Raw genomic sequence first — 19,993 nt, 5'->3', positions numbered from 1 at the left:
TGCCATATTTTCGTCACAATGCGCTATAGTTAAAAGGTATTTAGTTTGGCCAATTCAGGTGGAGGGCCAATGAAAAACCTATATCAACAACGTATTGAATGTCCGCATTGTGGACATCATATTTTTGTCAATCTTGATGCGAGTGAAGGCGATCAGGACTACTACGAAGACTGTGCTGCTTGTTGCAATCCAATACACCTAAATATGCACTTAGACCAACTGCACAATAAGCTTGAGCTTAGGGTTGATAGCGACGACGAGCAAGTGTTTTAACCAAAGCAGAAGTGCTATAGATAAAGGGCAGCTCATTTGCGAGCTGCTTATCAGGTTGGCACAACATCAGCCTGTACTTTTGGTGCCTACAGATAGACGTAAAGGGTATTACTCGGGCAAGGTACTAGTTGTGCTTCAATAGAGTTTGCTTTTTCATGTAGTTTTCAACGGTATTAATAATCGTATAGGTTTGTTGGTCAATCTCAATATTCACAGTATCTCCCACACGTATCATACCCAAATTGGTAAGCGTCAGCGTTTCAGGTATTAGGTGTAACCAAAAGCCGGTATGATCAAGCTCCCCCACAGTCAAGCTCGCACCGTTTACCGCGATAAAGCCTTTGTACATAACATACTTATGCCACACTTCTGGCAAGGCTACATGCATCCTACAATTACCTTCGTTGCGATGTATTTCACTGATATTCGCGCTTGTTTGAATATGACCTGAAATTATATGTCCGCCGAGTTCTGTACCAAATGTCATCGAGCGTTCAAAATTTACCTGCGACCCTCTTTGTACCTCACCTAGATTAGTGAGTCTCAATGTTTCATCAATCACATCAAAGCAAACTTGTCCTACCACGTCATTTTCTGGCTGTTCGAAGTGCACCACAGTTAGGCAACATCCGTTAATTGCGATGCTCGCACCCAAGGTCAGCTTATCGAGGTATTCAGCACCAACAGAAATAACTAATTTTAAAATATTATCGACCTGCTTTGCCGACACCACCGTCGCTTTTGTTTGAACAATTCCTGTAAACATATCTACCCTCTTAGTTTATCCTTGAGATTGTAGCGAAATCGCAATAAGAGATGTACTTAATTTATATTGAATATCCAACTAGATAAAAATAGTTGCGACTGCTAGCCGCAAAATTTTGCTTAAAACAAAGCACTAAAATAAACTAACGTTTTTACGCCTTAAGTAGTATCTCACCATGAATTTTTCAACTTGGGAAGCCAGACGCTTGCTTCAACTTGCGATCCCCGTTTTTCTCGCTCAAGTTACTTTAGTCTTAATGACCGTCGTTGATACGATGATGGCAGGTCAAGTCAGTGCTGAAGACTTAGCTGCTCTTTCTATTGCTACGGGTGTTTGGAACCCTTTGATTTTTAGTTTACAAGGGATCTTACTTGCACTTACGAGTATTGTTGCGCATTGCCATGGTGCTAATGACACCGCAGGGATCAAACGATTTTTCCAGCAAAGCTTGTATCTTGCTTTAGCGCTTTTTACCGTTGGTTTGGTTTTAGCGAACTTTACTTCTATGGTTTTTTCAAATATAGGAGCAAGTGAGAATGTTCAGACCCTCGCTCAAGGCTATATTGATTTTGTGAAATGGGGTCTATTGGGCTTTTTGATCTTCACGGTATACCGCAATGTCACCGAAGGGGTTGGGCAAACAAAGCCTGCTTTTTACATCAGCATTGTTGGTCTTTGTATCAATGTCGTTGCTAACTATATTTTTATCTATGGTAAATTTGGCGCGCCAGCGCTTGGTAGTGCGGGCTGTGGCCTCGCTACATCTATCGTGCTTTGGTCAATGGCAATTGCACAGTGGGTGTATAGCTTGAAGAGTAAACACATAGATGGAAAGGCCCTAGTCAGCGGTTTTACTAAACCAAGTCTATCTATGATGAAATATGTTGCAGCACTTGGCTTTCCAATTGCATTGGCAACCTTCTTTGAAGTTACGCTATTCGCGTGCATTCCTTTATTTATTGCAGATCTAGGTCCTATTTCCGTATCTGGTCACCAAATTGCTGCCAGCGTCACTACTATGCTGTTTATGATGCCTTTAAGTTTGTCGATGGCTATTGCAATACGGATCGGTAATCTAACTGGACAAGGTGCCTTAGACCAACTCAAACTTTCAGTGAATACCGCGTTTCTTTTGGCCACCTTAATTGCACTATTTGTCGCACTCATTACGTATATAGGAAGAGATCAGATTGTTTGGCTCTATACCAACAATACTGAAGTAGCCGCTCTTGCAACCAGCATTATGGTACTGGCTTGTTTGTATCAATTACCCGATGCATTACAAGTCTCAGCAAATGGTGTGTTAAGGGGGCTCAAATATACTAAACCAATATCTTGGGTTACCTTTGTATCATATTGGCTAATTGGGTTTTCGTTAGGCTATGTATTAGCAAAGACCGATTTAATAACGCCTGCGATGGGTCCTCAAGGCTTTTGGATTGGTATCATTATTGGCTTGAGTACGGCGGCAGTATTATTGGTGACATGCGTAAACAAACGGGTGAAATTTGAGATTAGTCAAGCGAATAGCTAGTACGCTAATACTTTTTACTTTGGTCGGCTGCAGCAAGCAGCCGAGCGATATTGCTGTTGAATATCAACAACGTTTGGCGAGCGCGACTGACATAGAGGTGGTACACACAGCACCACTTTACAATCCGGAGGTACAAAAAGTACCATTGCCGACAAGTGAGCTAACTATCTCTATGTTAGACATCGTGACCGCTGGACACTGCAAAGTCACAAATCTCATCGCTGCGCACAATAATCAATTAGGGAAAGTTAGTTACCCAAGCGAACGCTTGAAATACAACATCTTATTTATTCAACAAGCGCCTCACTGCATTCAGCACCCAAACACAAGCGACGAGCTGCAACAAACATTAACTCAAGCAGTTCAGGAAAAGAAACAACAGCTTCCACGTTACTTTCTTCATATGATGACATTTGAAAGAGAATTGGCAAGTTTGAGTTTGTTACTCGCTGAAGAGGTGCCGCTAGAGCTGCCAGCAGCCCACAGCAACATGCTAGAGGCCGTTAACGAGCTTGCAGAGCTAGTAATAAACATGGATACGCCAGAAAATCTCAGTCCAACTACACTCACACCCGCTATAAAAGTGCTTTCTCAGCGATTTATCTCATCTTTGGTGACGAGCGTCCGTAAGCAGACTCAACTGAATAATGTGACTACAAGCCAATTACAACAACTTAGGCTGAGAGATGGCCTTTGCAAAAGTGGCGGAAATAAAAAGCAGGCAGAGATCATAAACAATATCTTCAACAAATATTATTTATCCATTCTTCAGCCTTATCAGGCGATGCTCTCTCTTTCTATGGAAGAGTTGATCTCAGCCTGGCAACCTATCCACCTATTGTATCAAAATAATAACCTTGTCGACCCGCTCACGCTTCAACAACACTTGGATAACCTTAAAGATTCTGCGAAAGCACACGTAAAATGGTGGCAAAAATTTTACGAGCTGTGTGAAATCCCTCCAGTGTGAACAAAAAAAAGGCAAACAATCAAAAAATTACTGAAAGCCGCTTGATCCGTTAGCTGAGTCACTATATATTACAACGCGTTGACAGGCACAGACCTGAAAACAATTAATAAGAAAATGTTATTGTACGACCGTAGCTCAGTTGGTTAGAGCACTACCTTGACATGGTAGGGGTCGGTGGTTCGAATCCACTCGGTCGTACCAAATCTTATAATACAACCGTAGCTCAGTTGGTTAGAGCACTACCTTGACATGGTAGGGGTCGGTGGTTCGAATCCACTCGGTTGTACCACTCTACAATATTTACTATCTAGTTAAATCCATTCGGTTATACCAACCTTAGATCTAGAAAAAGCACTACCTACTCTCTATAACCCGCGCCAAGAGTCGATAATTCGGATCCACTCGGTTGTACCACTCTACAATATTTACTATCTAGTTAAATCCAAAACGAAAAAGCATTACCTACTCTCTATAACCCGTGCCAGGGGTCGATAATTCGGATCCACTCAGTTGTACCACTACTAGATATCATTCAAATAAAGAAAAAGCACTACCTACTCTCTATAACCCGTGCCAAAGGTCAATAATTCGGATCCACTCGGTTGTACCACTTCTAGAACTCATTCAAATAGAGAAAAAGTACTACCTACTCTCTATAACCCGCGCCAAGGGTCGATAATTCAGATCCACTCGTTGTACCAATTTTAAATCTTTATAATTCAACTAAAGTCGAAAAAGATAGCACTTTCTCCACTATAATCAGGTCTATATTAAATTATTTCATTAGCATGATAAGTAAAAAAGGTACAGAGTAGTAGATTAACTTTCAGGCTTTGGGGTAGGAACAGTGAAAAGGAATTTAGCATACGATGGCCTACGTGGCTGGCTGCTAATTATTATTGCCTGTAACCATTTATATGGTCACTTCGTCCCTCAACTCACTAGAGCACCCTTAGGTTTTGTAACAGCGGCTGAGGGTTTCGTATTCTTGTCTGGATTTGTCGCATATCTTGTCTACGGAAGGTTAAGCAGTAATAAAACACAGCTTCAACGCAAAGTATGGCGGCGCTGTTTAACCATATATGGATTTCATATTACAGCCATTACCATCAGTTTCATATTCGTTTGGATATTTCCGTTTTATATCCAACAGTGGACAGGTTTTTTTAATGCAGAAAATTGGTTTAACAACCCCTTTCAAAGTTATATTTCGGCTATTTTATTGCTTGAACACCCAGGTTATCATGACATACTTATCTTATATCTTGTGCCAATGATATTTCTGCCTTTTGCAATACTTGCTATAAATCGTGGCCAACTTTGGTTAGTTGCAACTTCTTCTGTCCTTATATGGCTTTTATCGCAACACGTCACAATTCAGCCTTTAGCTGGTCCATTTAACGATATATTTTCCGATATCACAATCAATGTGAGCTACTTTGACCCTTTAGCGTGGCAAATATACTTTTATATGGGTTTTATTCTAAGCTACCTAAAACACCATAAAGGCTATTCTTTTGATTTTCCCATTGCCGTACGGATATGCTTGCTCACATGTATCACCGCTCTGTTTATTACTAAACATTGGTTTCCAGCACTGATGGAGCCGTATCTCTTAGGAAGTGGTAACGCCTCGGTAGTTTATCAATTGAGTTTATTATTAGCCGTTTACCTGTTTATGTTATTAAACCGGCATATACCGAGGCTCTTTACGCTGAAGTATCCCGTATTTTTAGGGCAACATGCGTTACCCGTATTTGCTTTCCATACCGTAGTCATTTATTTTCTGCAGCCTTGGAGCCAGGCTTACACAACGCAAACTTGGTATTGGGACTTACTCATCTGCATATTTTTCATCGGGTTACTTGCGATACCTGCAAGACTTGACCAAATATGGCGTTCCAGCAATCGAAGAAACCAACTTGGAGTACAGAGCAAGGCAGCGTAAATGCGTAGTGTTTGGGAAGATTCAGTCTTTATCCACTGTGAACTTCTTTGTCATTCCTTGACTCGCTGGAGATACAAGGCGGTAACCCAGTTTTTTATAAAAAGCAGGCTCGTCCGCAATCATTGAAACATAAGAGCCCGACAACACATTTGCAGCTAAGTAACCATCAATATATTCCATTACTGTACGCCCTAATCCCTGCCCCTGATAAAGCGGATTGACAGCAACATCGACAACCTCAAAATTACAACCTCCGTCTCCAACCACCCGGCCCATCGCCACAAGTTGTTCGTTATGTCGAATTGCAACCCCGTATAATGAGTTAGGTAGTCCCCTTGTGGCTGCTTCTAGAGATTTTGCAGATAATCCAGAGGCTATTCGCAAATCACAATATTCCTCAGGGCAAGGTACTTTCTCTTCAATTTTGAACGTCAAAATATTCACTCCTCTAATCACTAAGAGTGATAGAATAACAACTGTATAAATAAACAGTCAACTAACTCTAACTATCACCTTCCCGAGGTTCTGGTTGTGTTCGAGAATATCGTGGGCTTGCTCAATTTCATCCCAATATAACTCCTTATATATTGGTATCTTCATCGTCTTATCCGACAGGTCCGAGCCAAACTCATTCAGAAAATCTTTCACTAATTCCCTTTTATAGTCCAAAGAGCGATTTCTTAACGTACTTCCGTGCAAGTTAAACCTTTTCGCGAGTAACTTGGCAAAGTCTAGCTCTGTATATCTTCCGCCTAGCATAGCGAGCATCACACAGTGACAATCCATTGCTGCAACTCTTAGGTTCGCTCTGAGGTATTCACCACCTACAGGATCAAGAATGACATTTGCTTTCAAACCAAGTTTTTTCATTTCTTCAGCAAAATCACAGTCTAAATAATTAATCGTGTGATCCGCCCCCAGAGCCTTTGCGTACTCGGCCTTTTCCTTGCTACTTTGGGTAGTAATGATCGTTGCACCTAGCCTTTTTGCAATTCTTATGGCTGCACTGCCAACACCCGAAGCTCCGCCATGGCATAGTAAAACCCCATTAGAATTTAGCTTCCCAGTTCGCACAATCGCATCATAGGCCGTAAGATATACTTCTGCTAAGCCTGCCGCATAGCTCAATGACAAGCCTTCGGTTAACGGCATGAGTAATTCACTTTGTGCAACCACGTACTCAGCATAGCCGCCTCCAGAGGTTAAACAGAACACTTGATCACCAAGTAAATATTCAAACTCAGGAGACGCCACTTGAACTATCGTTCCAGACACTTCCAGACCCAATATCTCACTATCGCCTTCAGGCGCAGGGTATTTCCCTTGCTTTTGCAAAATGTCTGCTCTATTAACCCCAAACGCATGCACTTTGATTAGCACTTGCTTTGCACTCAATGTTGGTGTTTCGGTGTACTGGATTTGAAGCTGAGAAGATGCGTGACTGATATAACGCATCTTCTTTGGGATCACTGAACTTTTTTCCATACTTCCTTCTCGACGAACTTACCATCTTCATAAAGTTCATGATGCCATAAATTACCATCAATCTTGTAGCTGAATGACATCGTTCGACCAAGTAAGGTAGTAACATTTCCATATTCATAGGTTTCGATAAATCTATCTCCCTCTATTTTGTAACTCCCTCCACCAGCGTATTTAAACTTTCCTTCGCTTTGCGTAATGTAGCTGTGATGAGCCTCAGTAATTAACTTTATCGACGTCAAGTTCGGCGCTTGCGCTGATACAATGCCATCTGGGGTGGCATATTTTCCCTCAACAAACTCCCAAGTACCTAAAAGTGGGTTTGCCAAAGCAACAGGACTCAATAACAATAAACTAAGTGCGTTGATTTTCATCTTATTACCTTTTAACGTTGTTTTACTCAGTTTTACATAATCACCCAACCAGGTCAGTTGAGATAATCTCAACATCAAGAATGAAATAATGCGTTCTCAGGTCTACTTACGAAGTAACCCTTGTAGAGAAAATAATGAAATTATTAATGCTAATACTGTCGTTCAATTTAATTGTATCTACACAGGCAGCCGAAATTGAAATCGAATATAAGGGCTGGATAAGTAGCAGCGATAAACAACATGTGGAAACTTGGCTAAAGCGCGGTGTTGAAACAACAGAGCATACCTTGGGAGCACTACAACAGCAGACGCTTCCATTTATTATTGAACCGAACTTATTCGCATCTGAGCCAGTGCCATGGGGTACGGTTCAACGTGGCGAACCCGATGCTATTCTACTCCAAATCAAACGATTTACCTCAAGCCGAGTGCTGATTAAAGATTGGACCTTGTACCATGAAATTGCTCACCTTTATCATCCTTTGCTTGACCACTCAGATTTCTGGCTTGCAGAGGGACTTGCTACCTATTTACAAAATGTCATTATGCTAGAGAACAATATTTTTAATGTTGGGGAGTTTCATACAAGATTAATTTCAGGGCTCAGCCGAGGCGCAAAAAATACGCTAATGAATAAAGGGTCACTTAAAAGAGTGAGCGAACATATGTGGTCATTAAACGCGCAACAAAGAGTCTATTGGAGTGGAGTTGCATTCTTTATAGAAGCAGAAATTGCACTACAGGATATGGGCAACAAGAATACTATCAGAACGCTTATTTCCTCATTTCAGCAGTGCTGTAAAAGCAGTGTAATATCGGGAGACAAAAACAGTGGACGTTTATTTATTGCGAGCCTAGATAAACTATCCAAAACCACCATATTTTCCAATCTATATGCTAACTATAAGCAGCGGGAGGATTTCCCTAACTTAAGTAAAACTCAAATCTATAGTCTGCAGCCATTAAGATAAAGTGTTTTATGGCATCCTTGAATGGTCACTCTATCCGCTGTAAATATTTATAAGGCGTAGAAAACTAAGCTTGTTTGGTTTGCTGCTTTTCTGACTCAATAGCGGCTGTCATTGCGCCAAGTAATTCAGTTAGCTGTACTTCTACACACTCGAGTTGTTTATTCTTCAGCTTAACATCCAACTCGTTTGCGATTTTATGAATATCAATACAATCAAACATCGCAGCAGTGCCTTTAATCGCGTGAATTGTTTTTGCTAACGCATCGTAATCCTGATACTTAGCTTGATTCTTGATCTGAATGATTTGCTCATGCAGCCCAGAAATATACTGTTGCTTTAACTGATAAAACTCAGCTTCGGGCAGATCAACTTCCTCATCGACTTGGATATCCAAATAATAGGCTATTTTTTGACTGAACACGACTCTATCGATAGGTTTTGCGAGATGATCACTAAATCCAAGTTTTAAATAACGCTCAATTTCATGCTGCATGGTGTTGGCAGTTAATGCAATCACAGGCGTGCTACACCCCGTAGCCTGAATAAAGCTAAACGCCTGCTCACCATCCATTACCGGCATTTGAATATCCATTAATATCAAATCGAAATCACCATCTAGTACCGCCTGTACCGCTAGCTGACCATTTTCAACCGCCGTAACAGATAAGCCCATACGCTCTAAAATACGCTTAATAAGCTTACTATTGTCTGTGTTATCTTCAGCTAATAACACTTCACCTTTAAGCTCTTGATTTATTTCATCTGGTATTATGCCTTGTTCACGAACATCGCCAATTTGAGCGAGACTTTGCACCCACTTTGTTTTCTCGGTGGTATATAGGCCAACAGTAAGAGTAAAGGCAGTACCTGAACCTACCTCACTTTCTACCGAAATATCACCATCTAACTTTCTCGCTAAGCTTTTGGAAATATTTAGTCCAAGCCCTGTCCCACCATATTTCCTTGATGTGGAAGAATCGGCTTGATAAAACGCACTAAATAATTCTTTTTGCTCATCCGCTGTCATTCCTATCCCGGTATCTCGTACCGTGATCATAAGGCGCTCGTTCTGACACGCCACATCAATCGAGATTTTACCAACCGTCGTAAACTTCATTGCGTTAGATGTGAGATTTAGTAATATCTGCCGCAATCGAGTGGGATCAATAACCACAAAATCAGGCAGTGGAAAGTGATAATTCAATGCAAACTCAAGCCCTTTATCTCTAATTTGCTTACCCAATAACGAATCGACATGCGCAATTGCTTGAAAAAGGTTTGACTCCACCAACTCAACTTCTAGTTTATTAGCCTCAATTTTAGACATATCCAAAATGTCATTAATTAGTCCAAGTACATGACGCGAGTTTTGTAAAATAACAGAGATTGCGTGATTACGCTCATGCGGCTTGATATCTCCGAGCATAATGCCATCGGCATAACCAATAATTGACGTCATTGGTGTTCTTATTTCATGGCTCATGTTCGCCAAAAATCGACTTTTTGCCTCGCTAGCATCTCTAAGCTCTGAGGCCACCTGCTCTAACTCATAAGTACGTTTTAACACCTTTGCTTCAAGGTTTTTATTGAGCTCTATATTTTCTTCACTGGTTATTCTAAATTTGTCCGCAACCGCAAAAGCCAACAGTAATGCATCAAGCGCAGTACCTATTAAACCATAAAGATATAAGTTACTCGACGATTCAGGCAGCAAACTTAAGTTAGTTAAATTGCCCACCATATTGGGGATCGCCATTGCGATATATGCCATCACAAAATAACGAGCTGGTTTAAAGCCCTCAACCCAGCGCTTAATGCCGACAAATAGTCCGAAACAGAGCGCTAATCCCGTTACCAATGTTGCCCAAATAAAGCCAAAACCTGGAAAAAGAATACAAAATGGTAGTCCAAGGGCAGCTATCACTCCAAGCCAGATAGAAATCGACACATAGTTTGGATGAACATCCTTGAGTTTTAAAAGATGGATATAAAATAACGCGTTGGTTAATGGCGCAAGCGCAAAACCTAACCAATGCAAGTTTGCAGAGTAAAATCCAAATAGCTCGTCGGGAATATGAAAGAAATGGCTCCACGCAAATACCCACACACAAGTAAATAATGCGTAATAAAAATGAGTGATATCTTTAGAGCCGATGTAAATTAATAAGTTATATAGCCCAAGAACAATGCCGACACCAAAACAAAGCGTCATGATAAGGTTTTCATAGACCACTTCCTGCTGAAAATCTCTCAGAGGCTCAATGGTCAACTTTACAGGGGTGTAAAAGAAATCACTCTCGAAGAGCGTAACGATATAATAATCTTGGTTCGGTTCTAACGTGACTTGGTTACCATAATGAAATGCAAATTCATTTTCGACCTTGCCCCCAGAAAAAACTCGCAAGACCGTTTCTGGTGTATATATCCTCGACTCTATTTTGCTCAATACCGTATTGTATGGATAGAGCACAAATTCATTCAATGGCGTTTCATTTCTGACTTTAGTCACCAAGAAATAACGACCAGAAAACAGCGCTCTCTTCTTTAGTGGCTCATGAATAGATTCCCATGCACTCAACTCATCCCAGCTTTGAGGAAACCTTGTACTAGAATTTGCCTCATAAGCCTTTCCAACATGATGTAAATTTTGATATTGCCAAGGCTGCGTCAATTTCAACACAGCCTGATCTGCATAGGCGAAACTAGAAAACAGAATTATGCTGAAAATGATCAGTAGTAAACGCATTCTAGCCAGTTACCTTAGTAAAGTTACCTGTGGTTCGGTATTTGATCTGCAAGTTTTCTACCCCCAAGTCAGGTGACTTATCTCTATATAGTGCTCAAAAAAATCAAAAGCGATATGTTACATCGATGCCTATCCTTCTCCCCTCACCTTTAAAGTCTTCCAACATTCCCAAAAAGCTACTTAGGTCAAATTTAAGATGGCTATACTCTTTATCTAGAAGATTTTTACCCCAAATACCTAACTGCCAGTCTCTATACTCCACCTGTAGATTGGCATTCCAAAGCATATAACTGGGCTGCTTAGCATAGGGAGATTCGTTTTGGTCAAAGTAATATTCGCTTTGATAATCAAATGCTATTCTACTTTTTATACTAACTTCATCCCAATTAAATGCATAATTTATTTGTCCAGAGATATTCCATTCGGATGTAAACGGTAAGCGATTGTCGGTCAATACAACGCCAACTGGATCAATAAATTCCTCAAAGTTAGCTTCAGGTATATACCCTATATCCAAGCTTATCTGAGTTTGCTCCGATAGATACCAAGTGTTTTCTATTTCAGCACCATAGATTTTTGACTTACCTACGTTTTCAAGTAACTGATAAGGCGGTGCTCCAGGTACTTCTGAAGCCTGATTCATAAATACCTGTTGGTCTTTATAATCATAGTAAAAAGCGGCCAAATTTGTACGAAGTTTAAGCTCATTAAATAACAGCTTTGCTCCTATTTCATGGGCGATTAGTTCTTCGGGGCCATAACTTGCCTGTATCGCGGCATCCTTCGAAATAAGGAAGCCACCGTTATAACCGCCGCTTTTTACACCATTAGATAAACTATAATAAACACTTTTATCCGGTTTAACTTTATGGATAACTGACAATTTTCCAGACAAATTACTATCGGACTCTTTTCCCTCAATGTCGTAGGCAGGGACTAAAATGCCAGCGAGGTTATCTCCAAACGGTACATTTAGGTATGAGAAAGAGTCATAATTTACCTTTTCATCGCTGTACCTTACTCCTACAAGTACATCTGTATGTTCACTGATTTCATATTCATATTGGCCAAACAAAGCCATTGATTTTACTTTGATATCATTGTCATAGAAAAAGGTTGCCGCACTAGCACCATTAGGGGTTCCCCTAAAATCACGTAATAAGTCATTGAAATTATCTTGGTAAATACGCTCTTCTAGTTGAAATAAGCCTACCGTCAGAAAGCCGGTTTCCATACTTTGCTCAAACCTAAGCTCATTCACCAGCTTTTCATTTTTAAGCCCTAACTCACCTTCACATAATGAAAATGGACTTCCATCACAATTAAATCCATGTATCCTATCTAAGCGATTGAAAGCCCCAAGATAAATAAGTTGAGACCGGTCATCCAGTGCATACGCGATCTCTGTTGTAACACCTTTGCTTATACTGTGATGTTTTTGATAATTATTGACCCGCACAGCCCAAAAATCGTCGCTGCCAATATTAAAGCCAAGCGCATCAACGCAGTTGCTAGTGCCCGCTTGCGCTGGAGAACATAATGAACCATCCAAAGGGTTTGAGAATAATCCGATATTCCCGACCGGCTGAACCAGTCCATTCCAATGACCATAATCTAATTTCACAAAAACACTGAACTTATCAAACTCGCCAAAATAACTTAGTCGAACATCATTTTGTTCCATATACGCCTCAGGAGCGTCAGGCTGGAGGTTATACGTTGTGTACTCATAGTTATTGTGGCTTGCGGCAAGTCGCACCGCGCTATTTTGATCTAGGCTATAGTTGAGCATCATACGTGCTCTTGTTAAAGAATCCGAACCGACCCCCACACTGACAGAAGCAAAATTACCATCTGTTGGGCGCGCCGTGCGCACTAAAATTGCCCCCCCAGTGGTATTTCTACCAAAAAGTGTACCTTGTGGACCTTTCAATACTTCTACTTGCTCAACATCAAACAAGTTAATGATTTGATTATTCGCAGACCCAACAGATATACCATCTAAATACACCCCAACCGGAGAAGTGTTGGCCGTATTGTAATCGACAAGTCCGACACCTCGAATGCTGACCGCTGGAGGCGTGCCCTCAGCTGCATTTTGACTGATTTTTACATTCGTAACTAAACTACCCAGATCGGTCGTATCTTTCAGTGCAGCGTCAGTGATGACTTGGCCGGATATGGGTTTAACAGCGATAGCAACATCATTGATAGATTGCTTTCTTTTTTGAGCGTATACCTCAATGACTTCGATTTCTTCTTCGACTTGTGCTGACGTTTCCATCGAAACTACTGAGAGTAATGTTAGTGTTATCGTATTTAACAGCACATTTGGATGTGGCATAGTTTGAATCCCGAGCTATATCATGCAATTGCACTATCAGTATAGCTGAATTAAAAAGACCCCCAAACAAATGAACCCGATTACCTTTTTAAGGTTCAAGCTATCGTTCATAACGCATACAAATTATACCAAGATGGGATTTAAGCCCTGCAAATTGCAAGGCTTGAAATGTAGTTGAGCTACTCCGTCAGTATGACTAACTATTCAAAGGTTAAACGGCTCAAACCCTGATTCTCCACTAATGCTTTGAGGATATCCGGTGATAGCTCTACTCGTTTGCATGCCAGCCATCACAGCAGCTTCAACACAACCTGCATTGACACCGGTTTTAATCCAATCTCCGGTAATGTAGAGGTTATTGAAGACGCTGCCGTCCGTAGGTAGTCGAAATTGACTGCTATCAACAACACTTAACACATAACGCTCACTGGGGTCGACATTCACCCTCCAATACTGGGTGTTGAACCTAACTTCGCCTTCATTATTATCAACATCAAACAATACGTTCCAATCGAAGTCGTCACCGTGATAAGCCTCTGGCCACAGTGGCTGCATCTGTAATCTAAGTTTTTGCAATGCGTTTTCTTTTACCTGAGCTTTCATGCGTTCAGGAAACTCATGATCGCTCGGAGGTGGATAATCTGCGCAGGTAAAAGCACTACAAAAGTAGGCAATGTTCTTGGGCTGAGTATTTGGCCAATCTTCAACCTCAAGTAAATTAGACATCGCAGCCCAAGTATCAAAGGGTTGAGAAAATGCGCTTAATATTGGTGGCTCATTACTGCCAGAAGGGTCGTGAAAACCCAGTTCATTGTCAGTTTTAGTGAGCCACAACTGTAATGCTTGAGTCGCAACAGTTTTGACCTTTTCGGCTTGCAACTTTAAGTTGTCATCTTTAGCCAATAATTGCTGACAAAGTGGCTCAAGACCTGCTACTGAGATCCCAAAAATCACTAAATCGAAATCAGTACCTTTATTCAGTGTTTTTCTCGGTAACCTCTGTCCAAATGCTTGTTGGTAAACCGCCTCCCAATTAGACCAGTAAGACTCAAGGTTAATCTCATGTTCTTTAAGTAGTGCCACTTGCTGCGGGTCAATTTGTTGCCACAATGGAGAGCTTGGCCAACATGGCAAGTCTTTGACTAATTCTAGAGGCTCGTAATTTTGCGTCTCTTTTAGTTTAACCTGTTGAATTAATTGAATACTATCAACATAATGGCCATCATCATCCTGTGCACAGTGTAACGATTCAACCTGATGAAAAAACGCAAACTTAACGCCTCGATGTTTGAGCAGCTCATAGATAGGTGAGAAAATAATATCTCCCATCCCCGCTTGCATTTTCCACATCACACCACCGCGATAACACAGCATAATCCGAAGCATAGCCAAAGCCGCAACTCCCGCTTCGACATTTGGCTTTTTAAAATCACCGTCCTCATAGCCAAAAACGAGGTCATAAAAGCCGCGGACAGGCGCAGACTCCACAGACAGCGATTCATTTGCGCCATTGCGCTTGAGCCACTGTTTAAAATCGTATCGATCAAGATAACCAAACCCTCGTGAATAGACTTTGTCACGGAGCATGCCAATGGTCATCGCAACACCTAAATCTATACATATATACAGACGTCTAATGACAGGGTTGTCATCAATTAAGTCGTTTACTTCAGACTGCAACCAACGCCTAATTTTTCGAACCATATACCAAACAACTAAATGATCTTTCTTATTTTCCAAACGATGATCAGCTTCACGCACCGTTAAAAAATTACTGAGTTGCGTTATTAACAGCTTTGGTGTGGATACAACCTCTTGGACATGGTTTTCTGCGTCATCAAATAAGGTCTTGGCTTTATCTTCGACACTATCAAAAAAGCTTTTAACTTCTTGCCCCAAGTGAGCAAGCAGCGTTTTATCTCTTTCTTTTTTAGTTTTGAGTTGTGTGGATTTGTGCGTTTTCTCAACTTCACATTCCAAATCGTCAACCCACTTGTGTAGCCAAGCCGCAAGTAATTTTAAAATCTGCCAAAAATGTAAATCGAGAGTGCCATTTGCTGGATTACCTGGGATCTCAGGAAAATCTACCGACCAAGTTTGCCATTGCTGGTCGATATATTCTTGCAGCACCACCAAACTATGCGGTTTTAGTGCTTGTTGCCAAGTGTGAATGGGGACATCACTTGAGCGCTCAAGCTTATTATAAACTGTCTCAATTGCCCTAAAAGAATTGACATAGGCACCAAACCAAACGTGAAGACCATGCTCCTCTATACGCTCGCCGTATTCAGCATTACGACCACTCGCCCCTTTGCCCCCCAAACGCCAACCTTGCTGATAAACGGTAATATCATAGCGCTCTTGCCAATCTTCTTGTTCAGTCATGTATACCGCAGCTGTCATCGCCGAAACGCCGCCGCCAAGTATTGCTACTTTTTGTTTACTCATAAGCCTTCCTTTTTCAAACGTGTTGACGAGCAACACCTAAAGCCACATAGGAAGACAACTAAACATGCAAATATCGCTTTAGTAAAAATCGTGTTTTTTTATGCCACAAATACACTAACGATGGAGATTAGCCATACTCTGAGCACTGGAAACAATTTCTTCCACACCTGCCTGATCGAAGTCCATTTTCACAAAGTAAGGTAGTTTGACCTCGCTTTTGCCTAATGGAATGCCAAACATTTTATCGAGTGGAAACGCATCTATTCGTTGTAGATTCAGGCTTAAGTCATCTTTGATAAAACCAATTTTGTGGATTTTCTTCACCTCAGAAGGGGAATGTACCACTGCCGAATATACAGACTTCTCGGCATAGCCATCTGGGAACTGCTTAAATAATATTTGATCCATTTGTGGGTGGGTAAAACCCGATAAGAACTGCTTAAGAAATTGGCTATCGACGTTTAAATCAGACACTGAATCTTTGAAAAGCTCAGCAATTTCTTCACCCACTTCCAACACTTCTTTTAGCCATGACTCCCCGTCATCCTCAGGTTCAATGGATAACAATTCATGCCATGCCATTTTGACGTTGGGATCAAATTCCTTAAAGGTCTCCAGAGAGAGGGTAAAGCTCAGTGGGTCGCCAAAGTTATCAGGCATTTCGTAGCGACATAAATATTTGTTGTAGCCCCATATTTCTCGACCATTTATCAGCGCGTTAATGTTATTGACAGAGATAAACGCAGGATACCAATACAGATGCTCTGCTTTTAACGTTTCGAGATTGACTTGCAGAATTGGTAACCAGACAATGACATCGGTTTCTTGCATATATCCATAATTACTAAATGGCGGCACTTTTGATGCGATATTTTCAATATCCGTAAAGGTCAATAAGCACCAATCCGTTAAAGCCCTGAATACAAATTCACTACTAGAAACCGAATTCAGCGTTTTATCAACATAGGCTTGGATTGTTGATTTCTTTCCTTTGACAAAGAAGCCATACATTTGTGCATTTAGCATTCTACATGGAGGTTTGGCGATCGGATTACTATAAAAATGTTGATAATCAGGCAACTCGGGATACATCTTTCACTCCTTAAAGTATGATAAGTTAGTGTTTAGTGTAGTTCGCTCAAGCCGCTTTTGCGTATGTTGTTACGAAAACTCCGCCTCTCGTTGCACAACCTCGATATAGTTGCGTGCCTCTCGCTGGCAAAAATACTGATAATGCGAGTATGCGTACTCATCATAGTTACCCGAGAGCTTGTTCATAAAACCGTGTAAATATCGCGTTCGGATACAATCCAGCCCTTTTTTATCTTTTAACTGTTCTATAACGGGCTCAACGTCAAAATGAGATTCAACTTGAGCAAAGAAGATAGACACATCGCAACTAGGCTTAATACTTAGATGGTTACGTATTTGGCTGGGATAAAATGCGATAAGCTGCTCAACAGAGTGAGATGTACCTTGTTCAGACAATGCAATCCACGCTGCAGCTCCGCCTGCACTAAAGCCAATAATAAGTTTTGGTTTGTATTCAGAAATCGCTGCTGATACTTTGTCAGCATATAAACGATGACCACACTGCGCCAAAAACAGCTCATAACAATCCGACTCAGAGACACTGTTTGGTTCTTCTATAAATGGTGAAAGCACCTGCACGCCACTTCCAAGTGATTTAGCAAAACGATCAATATGATCCGTATAACCGAAAATATCGGTAACGATTAATATAGCCATCGGTTTTCCTTATTAATAATTTATAGTTATTGGCTTGTATGACTTTCCTTGCCATACGGCCTTATCTACTTATATTGGATTAACGCGCTGCGATCAAACTCTATATTCAATCGCTTGACAAAGCTTTAACTAGCACGTTTTTACCCAAAACTAAAACCTCTTTTAAAGCTAGCATACCGCCAACCTCTGTAAACATTAAATACAAATTAAATAAACATTAATTTAATCATCAATATCGCAAACAATGCTAAGCTTATTGTAAGTTCAGCAAGAGTGACCCAATTTGATCAAAATCATCTTACTCCTCTTCATTGCCTTTCAATCCAGTTTCGTATTTGCAAAACAAATAACTTGGATTGCGATAGACTTCGCGCCTTATTATATCCTTTCTGATGATTTGGAGGGACAAGGACGGGACGAGTTATTGATAAAACTCATCCAACAACAGATGCCCGACTACACCTTCAATTATAAAGTGTTCCCCGCATCGAGGGCGATACATGAGCTCTCTAATTTCAACAACCAATATTGTATGATCTCCCTCTATAAAACACCCGAGCGGCAAAGACATATCGCTTTTAGTGATGAGTATTCCACCATTGGATTGTCAACCTCTGCCGCACTAAGGAAAGATGTCGCACAGTCGCTTGGCATTACCAACAGCGCAATTGATTTGGAAAAGCTCGTAACTGAGCACGGGCTAACCGTAGGTGTGGCGGCAAACCGGTCGTTTGGTCATGAAATTGATGCGTTATTGGCGAGTTTGCCTACCAAGCAAGTGCTTGTAAGACCAGGAAGAGATACATTAGAGAGTTTGACTATCATGCTGCTCAAAAAAAGAGTCGACGTGATACTCGGATACCCAAGCGAACACCACTACCACAAATTGCATGTTGATAAGCAAGATGAATTGACACAAGTCAGATTGAGTATCGCCTCGCAAATAACTGCTGGATATGCAGGCTGTAATAACAATGCGATTGGTAAGGAACAGATCGCTGCAATTAGCGAAGCGTTAAAACAAGCCCATAAAAACGAGCAGTTTAGACTGGCTATGTCCCGTTGGTTACCAGAGCAATTTCAGCCACAGCTAGCTAGTATTTTTAAAAACTAACTTTCTGAAACTGATATTGCGTTTTAAAAGTGGACTCCACCTAGAATATAAAGCGCAGCACCACGTATATAGAAACACGTGGTGCTAGTAGAGATTACTTACGAATACCTTCCAAGTGCAAACCGATGGTAACGTGCGTTGATGCCGGACCTAGATCATAATCAATGTCATAATCAGCAAGTTTTAACTGGGTTTCGCCTTCAAAGCCAACTCGGTATCCACCCCAAGGATCTTTACCTTCGCCCACTTTTTGAATATCAAACTCGATATTCTTTGTTACCCCATTGAGTGTAAAGCTTCCTTTTACCTTCGCATTTGTATCATCGCTAAAAGTAATCGAGTTACTCTTAAAAGTCGCCTTAGGATTTGCTTTAACGTTTAAGAAATCATTACCGCGCAAATGCTTATCACGCTCTGCATGGTTCGAATCAACAGAAGCAGTATCGATCACTACATTGATTTTTGATGCATTTGGATTTTTTGCATCATAGCTGAAGTCGCCTTCGAAGCTATTAAATCGACCATGCAACCAGCTGTATCCTAAATGTTTAATTTTAAAGTTTACAAAGGCATGTGCACCTTTAGTATCAATTACATAGTCCGCAGCATTTACTCCGGCCGATAAGGTCATAGCCGCCATGCTTAATGCAATGATTGTTTTTTTCATGTTTTAATCCTCAACTTTTGTAGCGTTTGGTACCTTGAGCATGCGAACTAAGGTACGATCTCTATTAATAAAGTGGTGTTTTAGCGCTCCCACAATGTGTAGCGCTACTAATCCAATGAGCCCCCAAGCAATGTAAAAATGCACAGTGCCTGCAATATCACTTTGTTCTTCAAACAGCTCTCCAATACCCGGAACAGAAAACCAGTTAAATACCTCGATTGCTCTGCCATCCGAGGTAGAGATTAAGTAACCTGTGACAAACAGCCCAAACAAGCCAAGATACAAAACGATGTGAACGACATACGCTATTATGTTTTGCAATTTATCCACGGGAGTTGCTTCGCTTTCGGGCTTCACTTTAGAGTTAGTGAACTTCCAAATCAGCCTAAGTACTATCAAAGCTGCTAGCAGTATCCCGATGCTTTTGTGAATGTGTAAGCCGTCACGGTAGAAAGGATCGTAATAACTGAGTTCAACCATGTACAACCCAAGACCAAACATGCCAAATACCACAAGCGCACTGAGCCAATGAAAGATGATGGCTAACAAACCATAGTTTTGTGATGTATTTTTAAACATAATATTCAGCTAATAAAACTCATTCTCA

At 40.9% G+C, this 19,993-nt stretch carries 17 protein-coding genes and 2 tRNA genes; 8 read left to right on the top strand and 11 right to left on the bottom strand.

Annotated elements, in window-relative coordinates:
• Window positions 1–69 precede the first annotated feature (69 nt).
• A complete protein-coding gene (locus GSF04_RS13100; RefSeq protein WP_039495704.1) occupies window positions 70–273 on the top strand; it encodes a CPXCG motif-containing cysteine-rich protein in 204 nt (67 codons plus the stop codon).
• Between the two features lie 124 nt (window positions 274–397).
• Here the strand turns inward: GSF04_RS13100 and GSF04_RS13095 are convergent, their stop codons facing one another.
• On the bottom strand, window positions 398–1,039 hold the full coding sequence (locus tag GSF04_RS13095) for a riboflavin synthase subunit alpha (protein WP_211859747.1): 642 nt from the start codon (window positions 1,037–1,039) through the stop codon (window positions 398–400).
• A 175-nt stretch (window positions 1,040–1,214) separates the two neighbouring features.
• On the opposite strand from GSF04_RS13095, the gene GSF04_RS13090 reads away from it, so the two are divergent.
• The 5 genes from GSF04_RS13090 to opgC all read left to right on the top strand — a co-directional run bounded on the left by GSF04_RS13090 (window position 1,215) and on the right by opgC (window position 5,491).
• Window positions 1,215–2,573, top strand: coding sequence for an MATE family efflux transporter (locus tag GSF04_RS13090; RefSeq protein ID WP_211859746.1), 1,359 nt, complete (start codon window positions 1,215–1,217; stop codon window positions 2,571–2,573).
• Window positions 2,548–3,543 carry a DUF3080 family protein gene (locus GSF04_RS13085; protein ID WP_211859745.1) on the top strand — a complete coding sequence of 332 codons (996 nt, stop codon included), beginning with the start codon at window positions 2,548–2,550 and terminating at the stop codon, window positions 3,541–3,543. The genes GSF04_RS13090 and GSF04_RS13085 overlap by 26 nt, the downstream gene beginning before the upstream one ends.
• A 124-nt stretch (window positions 3,544–3,667) precedes the next feature.
• Window positions 3,668–3,744 (top strand) — tRNA-Val (locus GSF04_RS13080).
• 11 nt (window positions 3,745–3,755) lie between these two features.
• Window positions 3,756–3,832 (top strand) — tRNA-Val (locus GSF04_RS13075).
• 558 nt (window positions 3,833–4,390) lie between these two features.
• The gene (gene opgC / locus GSF04_RS13070) at window positions 4,391–5,491 is read left to right on the top strand and encodes an OpgC domain-containing protein (protein WP_069019063.1); all 1,101 of its coding nucleotides are present in this window, start codon (window positions 4,391–4,393) and stop codon (window positions 5,489–5,491) included.
• A gap of 21 nt (window positions 5,492–5,512) precedes the next feature.
• On the opposite strand, the gene GSF04_RS13065 is transcribed toward opgC, so the two are convergent.
• The 3 genes from GSF04_RS13065 to GSF04_RS13055 are packed head-to-tail and all read right to left on the bottom strand — an operon-like array spanning window position 5,513 to window position 7,347.
• On the bottom strand, window positions 5,513–5,926 hold the full coding sequence (locus GSF04_RS13065) for a GNAT family N-acetyltransferase (RefSeq protein ID WP_211859744.1): 414 nt from the start codon (window positions 5,924–5,926) through the stop codon (window positions 5,513–5,515).
• Between the two features lie 57 nt (window positions 5,927–5,983).
• Complete coding sequence (locus tag GSF04_RS13060; RefSeq protein ID WP_211859743.1) at window positions 5,984–6,976, bottom strand: NAD(P)H-quinone oxidoreductase; 993 nt, start codon at window positions 6,974–6,976, stop codon at window positions 5,984–5,986.
• Window positions 6,958–7,347, bottom strand: coding sequence for a hypothetical protein (locus tag GSF04_RS13055; RefSeq protein ID WP_211859742.1), 390 nt, complete (start codon window positions 7,345–7,347; stop codon window positions 6,958–6,960). The genes GSF04_RS13060 and GSF04_RS13055 overlap by 19 nt, the downstream gene beginning before the upstream one ends.
• A gap of 134 nt (window positions 7,348–7,481) precedes the next feature.
• Here GSF04_RS13055 and GSF04_RS13050 point away from each other — a divergent pair, with 134 nt between their 5' ends.
• The gene (locus tag GSF04_RS13050) at window positions 7,482–8,318 is read left to right on the top strand and encodes a hypothetical protein (RefSeq protein ID WP_211859741.1); all 837 of its coding nucleotides are present in this window, start codon (window positions 7,482–7,484) and stop codon (window positions 8,316–8,318) included.
• 64 nt (window positions 8,319–8,382) lie between these two features.
• Here GSF04_RS13050 and GSF04_RS13045 read toward each other — a convergent pair whose 3' ends face one another.
• The 5 genes from GSF04_RS13045 to GSF04_RS13025 all read right to left on the bottom strand — a co-directional run bounded on the left by GSF04_RS13045 (window position 8,383) and on the right by GSF04_RS13025 (window position 17,605).
• Window positions 8,383–11,064: an ATP-binding protein gene (locus tag GSF04_RS13045; RefSeq protein ID WP_211859740.1), complete on the bottom strand. Its 2,682-nt coding sequence runs from the start codon at window positions 11,062–11,064 to the stop codon at window positions 8,383–8,385.
• Window positions 11,065–11,167: 103 nt separating this feature from the next.
• The gene (locus tag GSF04_RS13040) at window positions 11,168–13,408 is read right to left on the bottom strand and encodes a TonB-dependent receptor (protein ID WP_211859739.1); all 2,241 of its coding nucleotides are present in this window, start codon (window positions 13,406–13,408) and stop codon (window positions 11,168–11,170) included.
• Between the two features lie 204 nt (window positions 13,409–13,612).
• A complete protein-coding gene (locus GSF04_RS13035; protein ID WP_211859738.1) occupies window positions 13,613–15,856 on the bottom strand; it encodes an NAD(P)-binding protein in 2,244 nt (747 codons plus the stop codon).
• A gap of 114 nt (window positions 15,857–15,970) precedes the next feature.
• Window positions 15,971–16,948 (bottom strand): acetoacetate decarboxylase, encoded by a 978-nt coding sequence (locus tag GSF04_RS13030; protein WP_211859737.1) that lies wholly within the window; start codon window positions 16,946–16,948, stop codon window positions 15,971–15,973.
• Between the two features lie 69 nt (window positions 16,949–17,017).
• Complete coding sequence (locus tag GSF04_RS13025; RefSeq protein WP_211859736.1) at window positions 17,018–17,605, bottom strand: dienelactone hydrolase family protein; 588 nt, start codon at window positions 17,603–17,605, stop codon at window positions 17,018–17,020.
• A gap of 283 nt (window positions 17,606–17,888) precedes the next feature.
• Between GSF04_RS13025 and GSF04_RS13020 the strand changes: the two genes are divergently transcribed.
• On the top strand, window positions 17,889–18,719 hold the full coding sequence (locus tag GSF04_RS13020; RefSeq protein WP_017218665.1) for a TIGR02285 family protein: 831 nt from the start codon (window positions 17,889–17,891) through the stop codon (window positions 18,717–18,719).
• A 94-nt stretch (window positions 18,720–18,813) separates the two neighbouring features.
• On the opposite strand, the gene GSF04_RS13015 is transcribed toward GSF04_RS13020, so the two are convergent.
• Window positions 18,814–19,386, bottom strand: coding sequence for a YceI family protein (locus tag GSF04_RS13015; RefSeq protein WP_017218664.1), 573 nt, complete (start codon window positions 19,384–19,386; stop codon window positions 18,814–18,816).
• Between the two features lie 3 nt (window positions 19,387–19,389).
• The gene (locus tag GSF04_RS13010; RefSeq protein WP_211859735.1) at window positions 19,390–19,965 is read right to left on the bottom strand and encodes a cytochrome b; all 576 of its coding nucleotides are present in this window, start codon (window positions 19,963–19,965) and stop codon (window positions 19,390–19,392) included.
• Window positions 19,966–19,993: the final 28 nt, after the last annotated feature.

Origin of the sequence: Pseudoalteromonas sp. A22, from assembly GCF_018141345.1 — a bacterium.
Classification (GTDB): Bacteria; Pseudomonadota; Gammaproteobacteria; order Enterobacterales; family Alteromonadaceae; genus Pseudoalteromonas; species Pseudoalteromonas maricaloris.
This window is presented reverse-complemented; position numbering and strand designations above follow the sequence as displayed.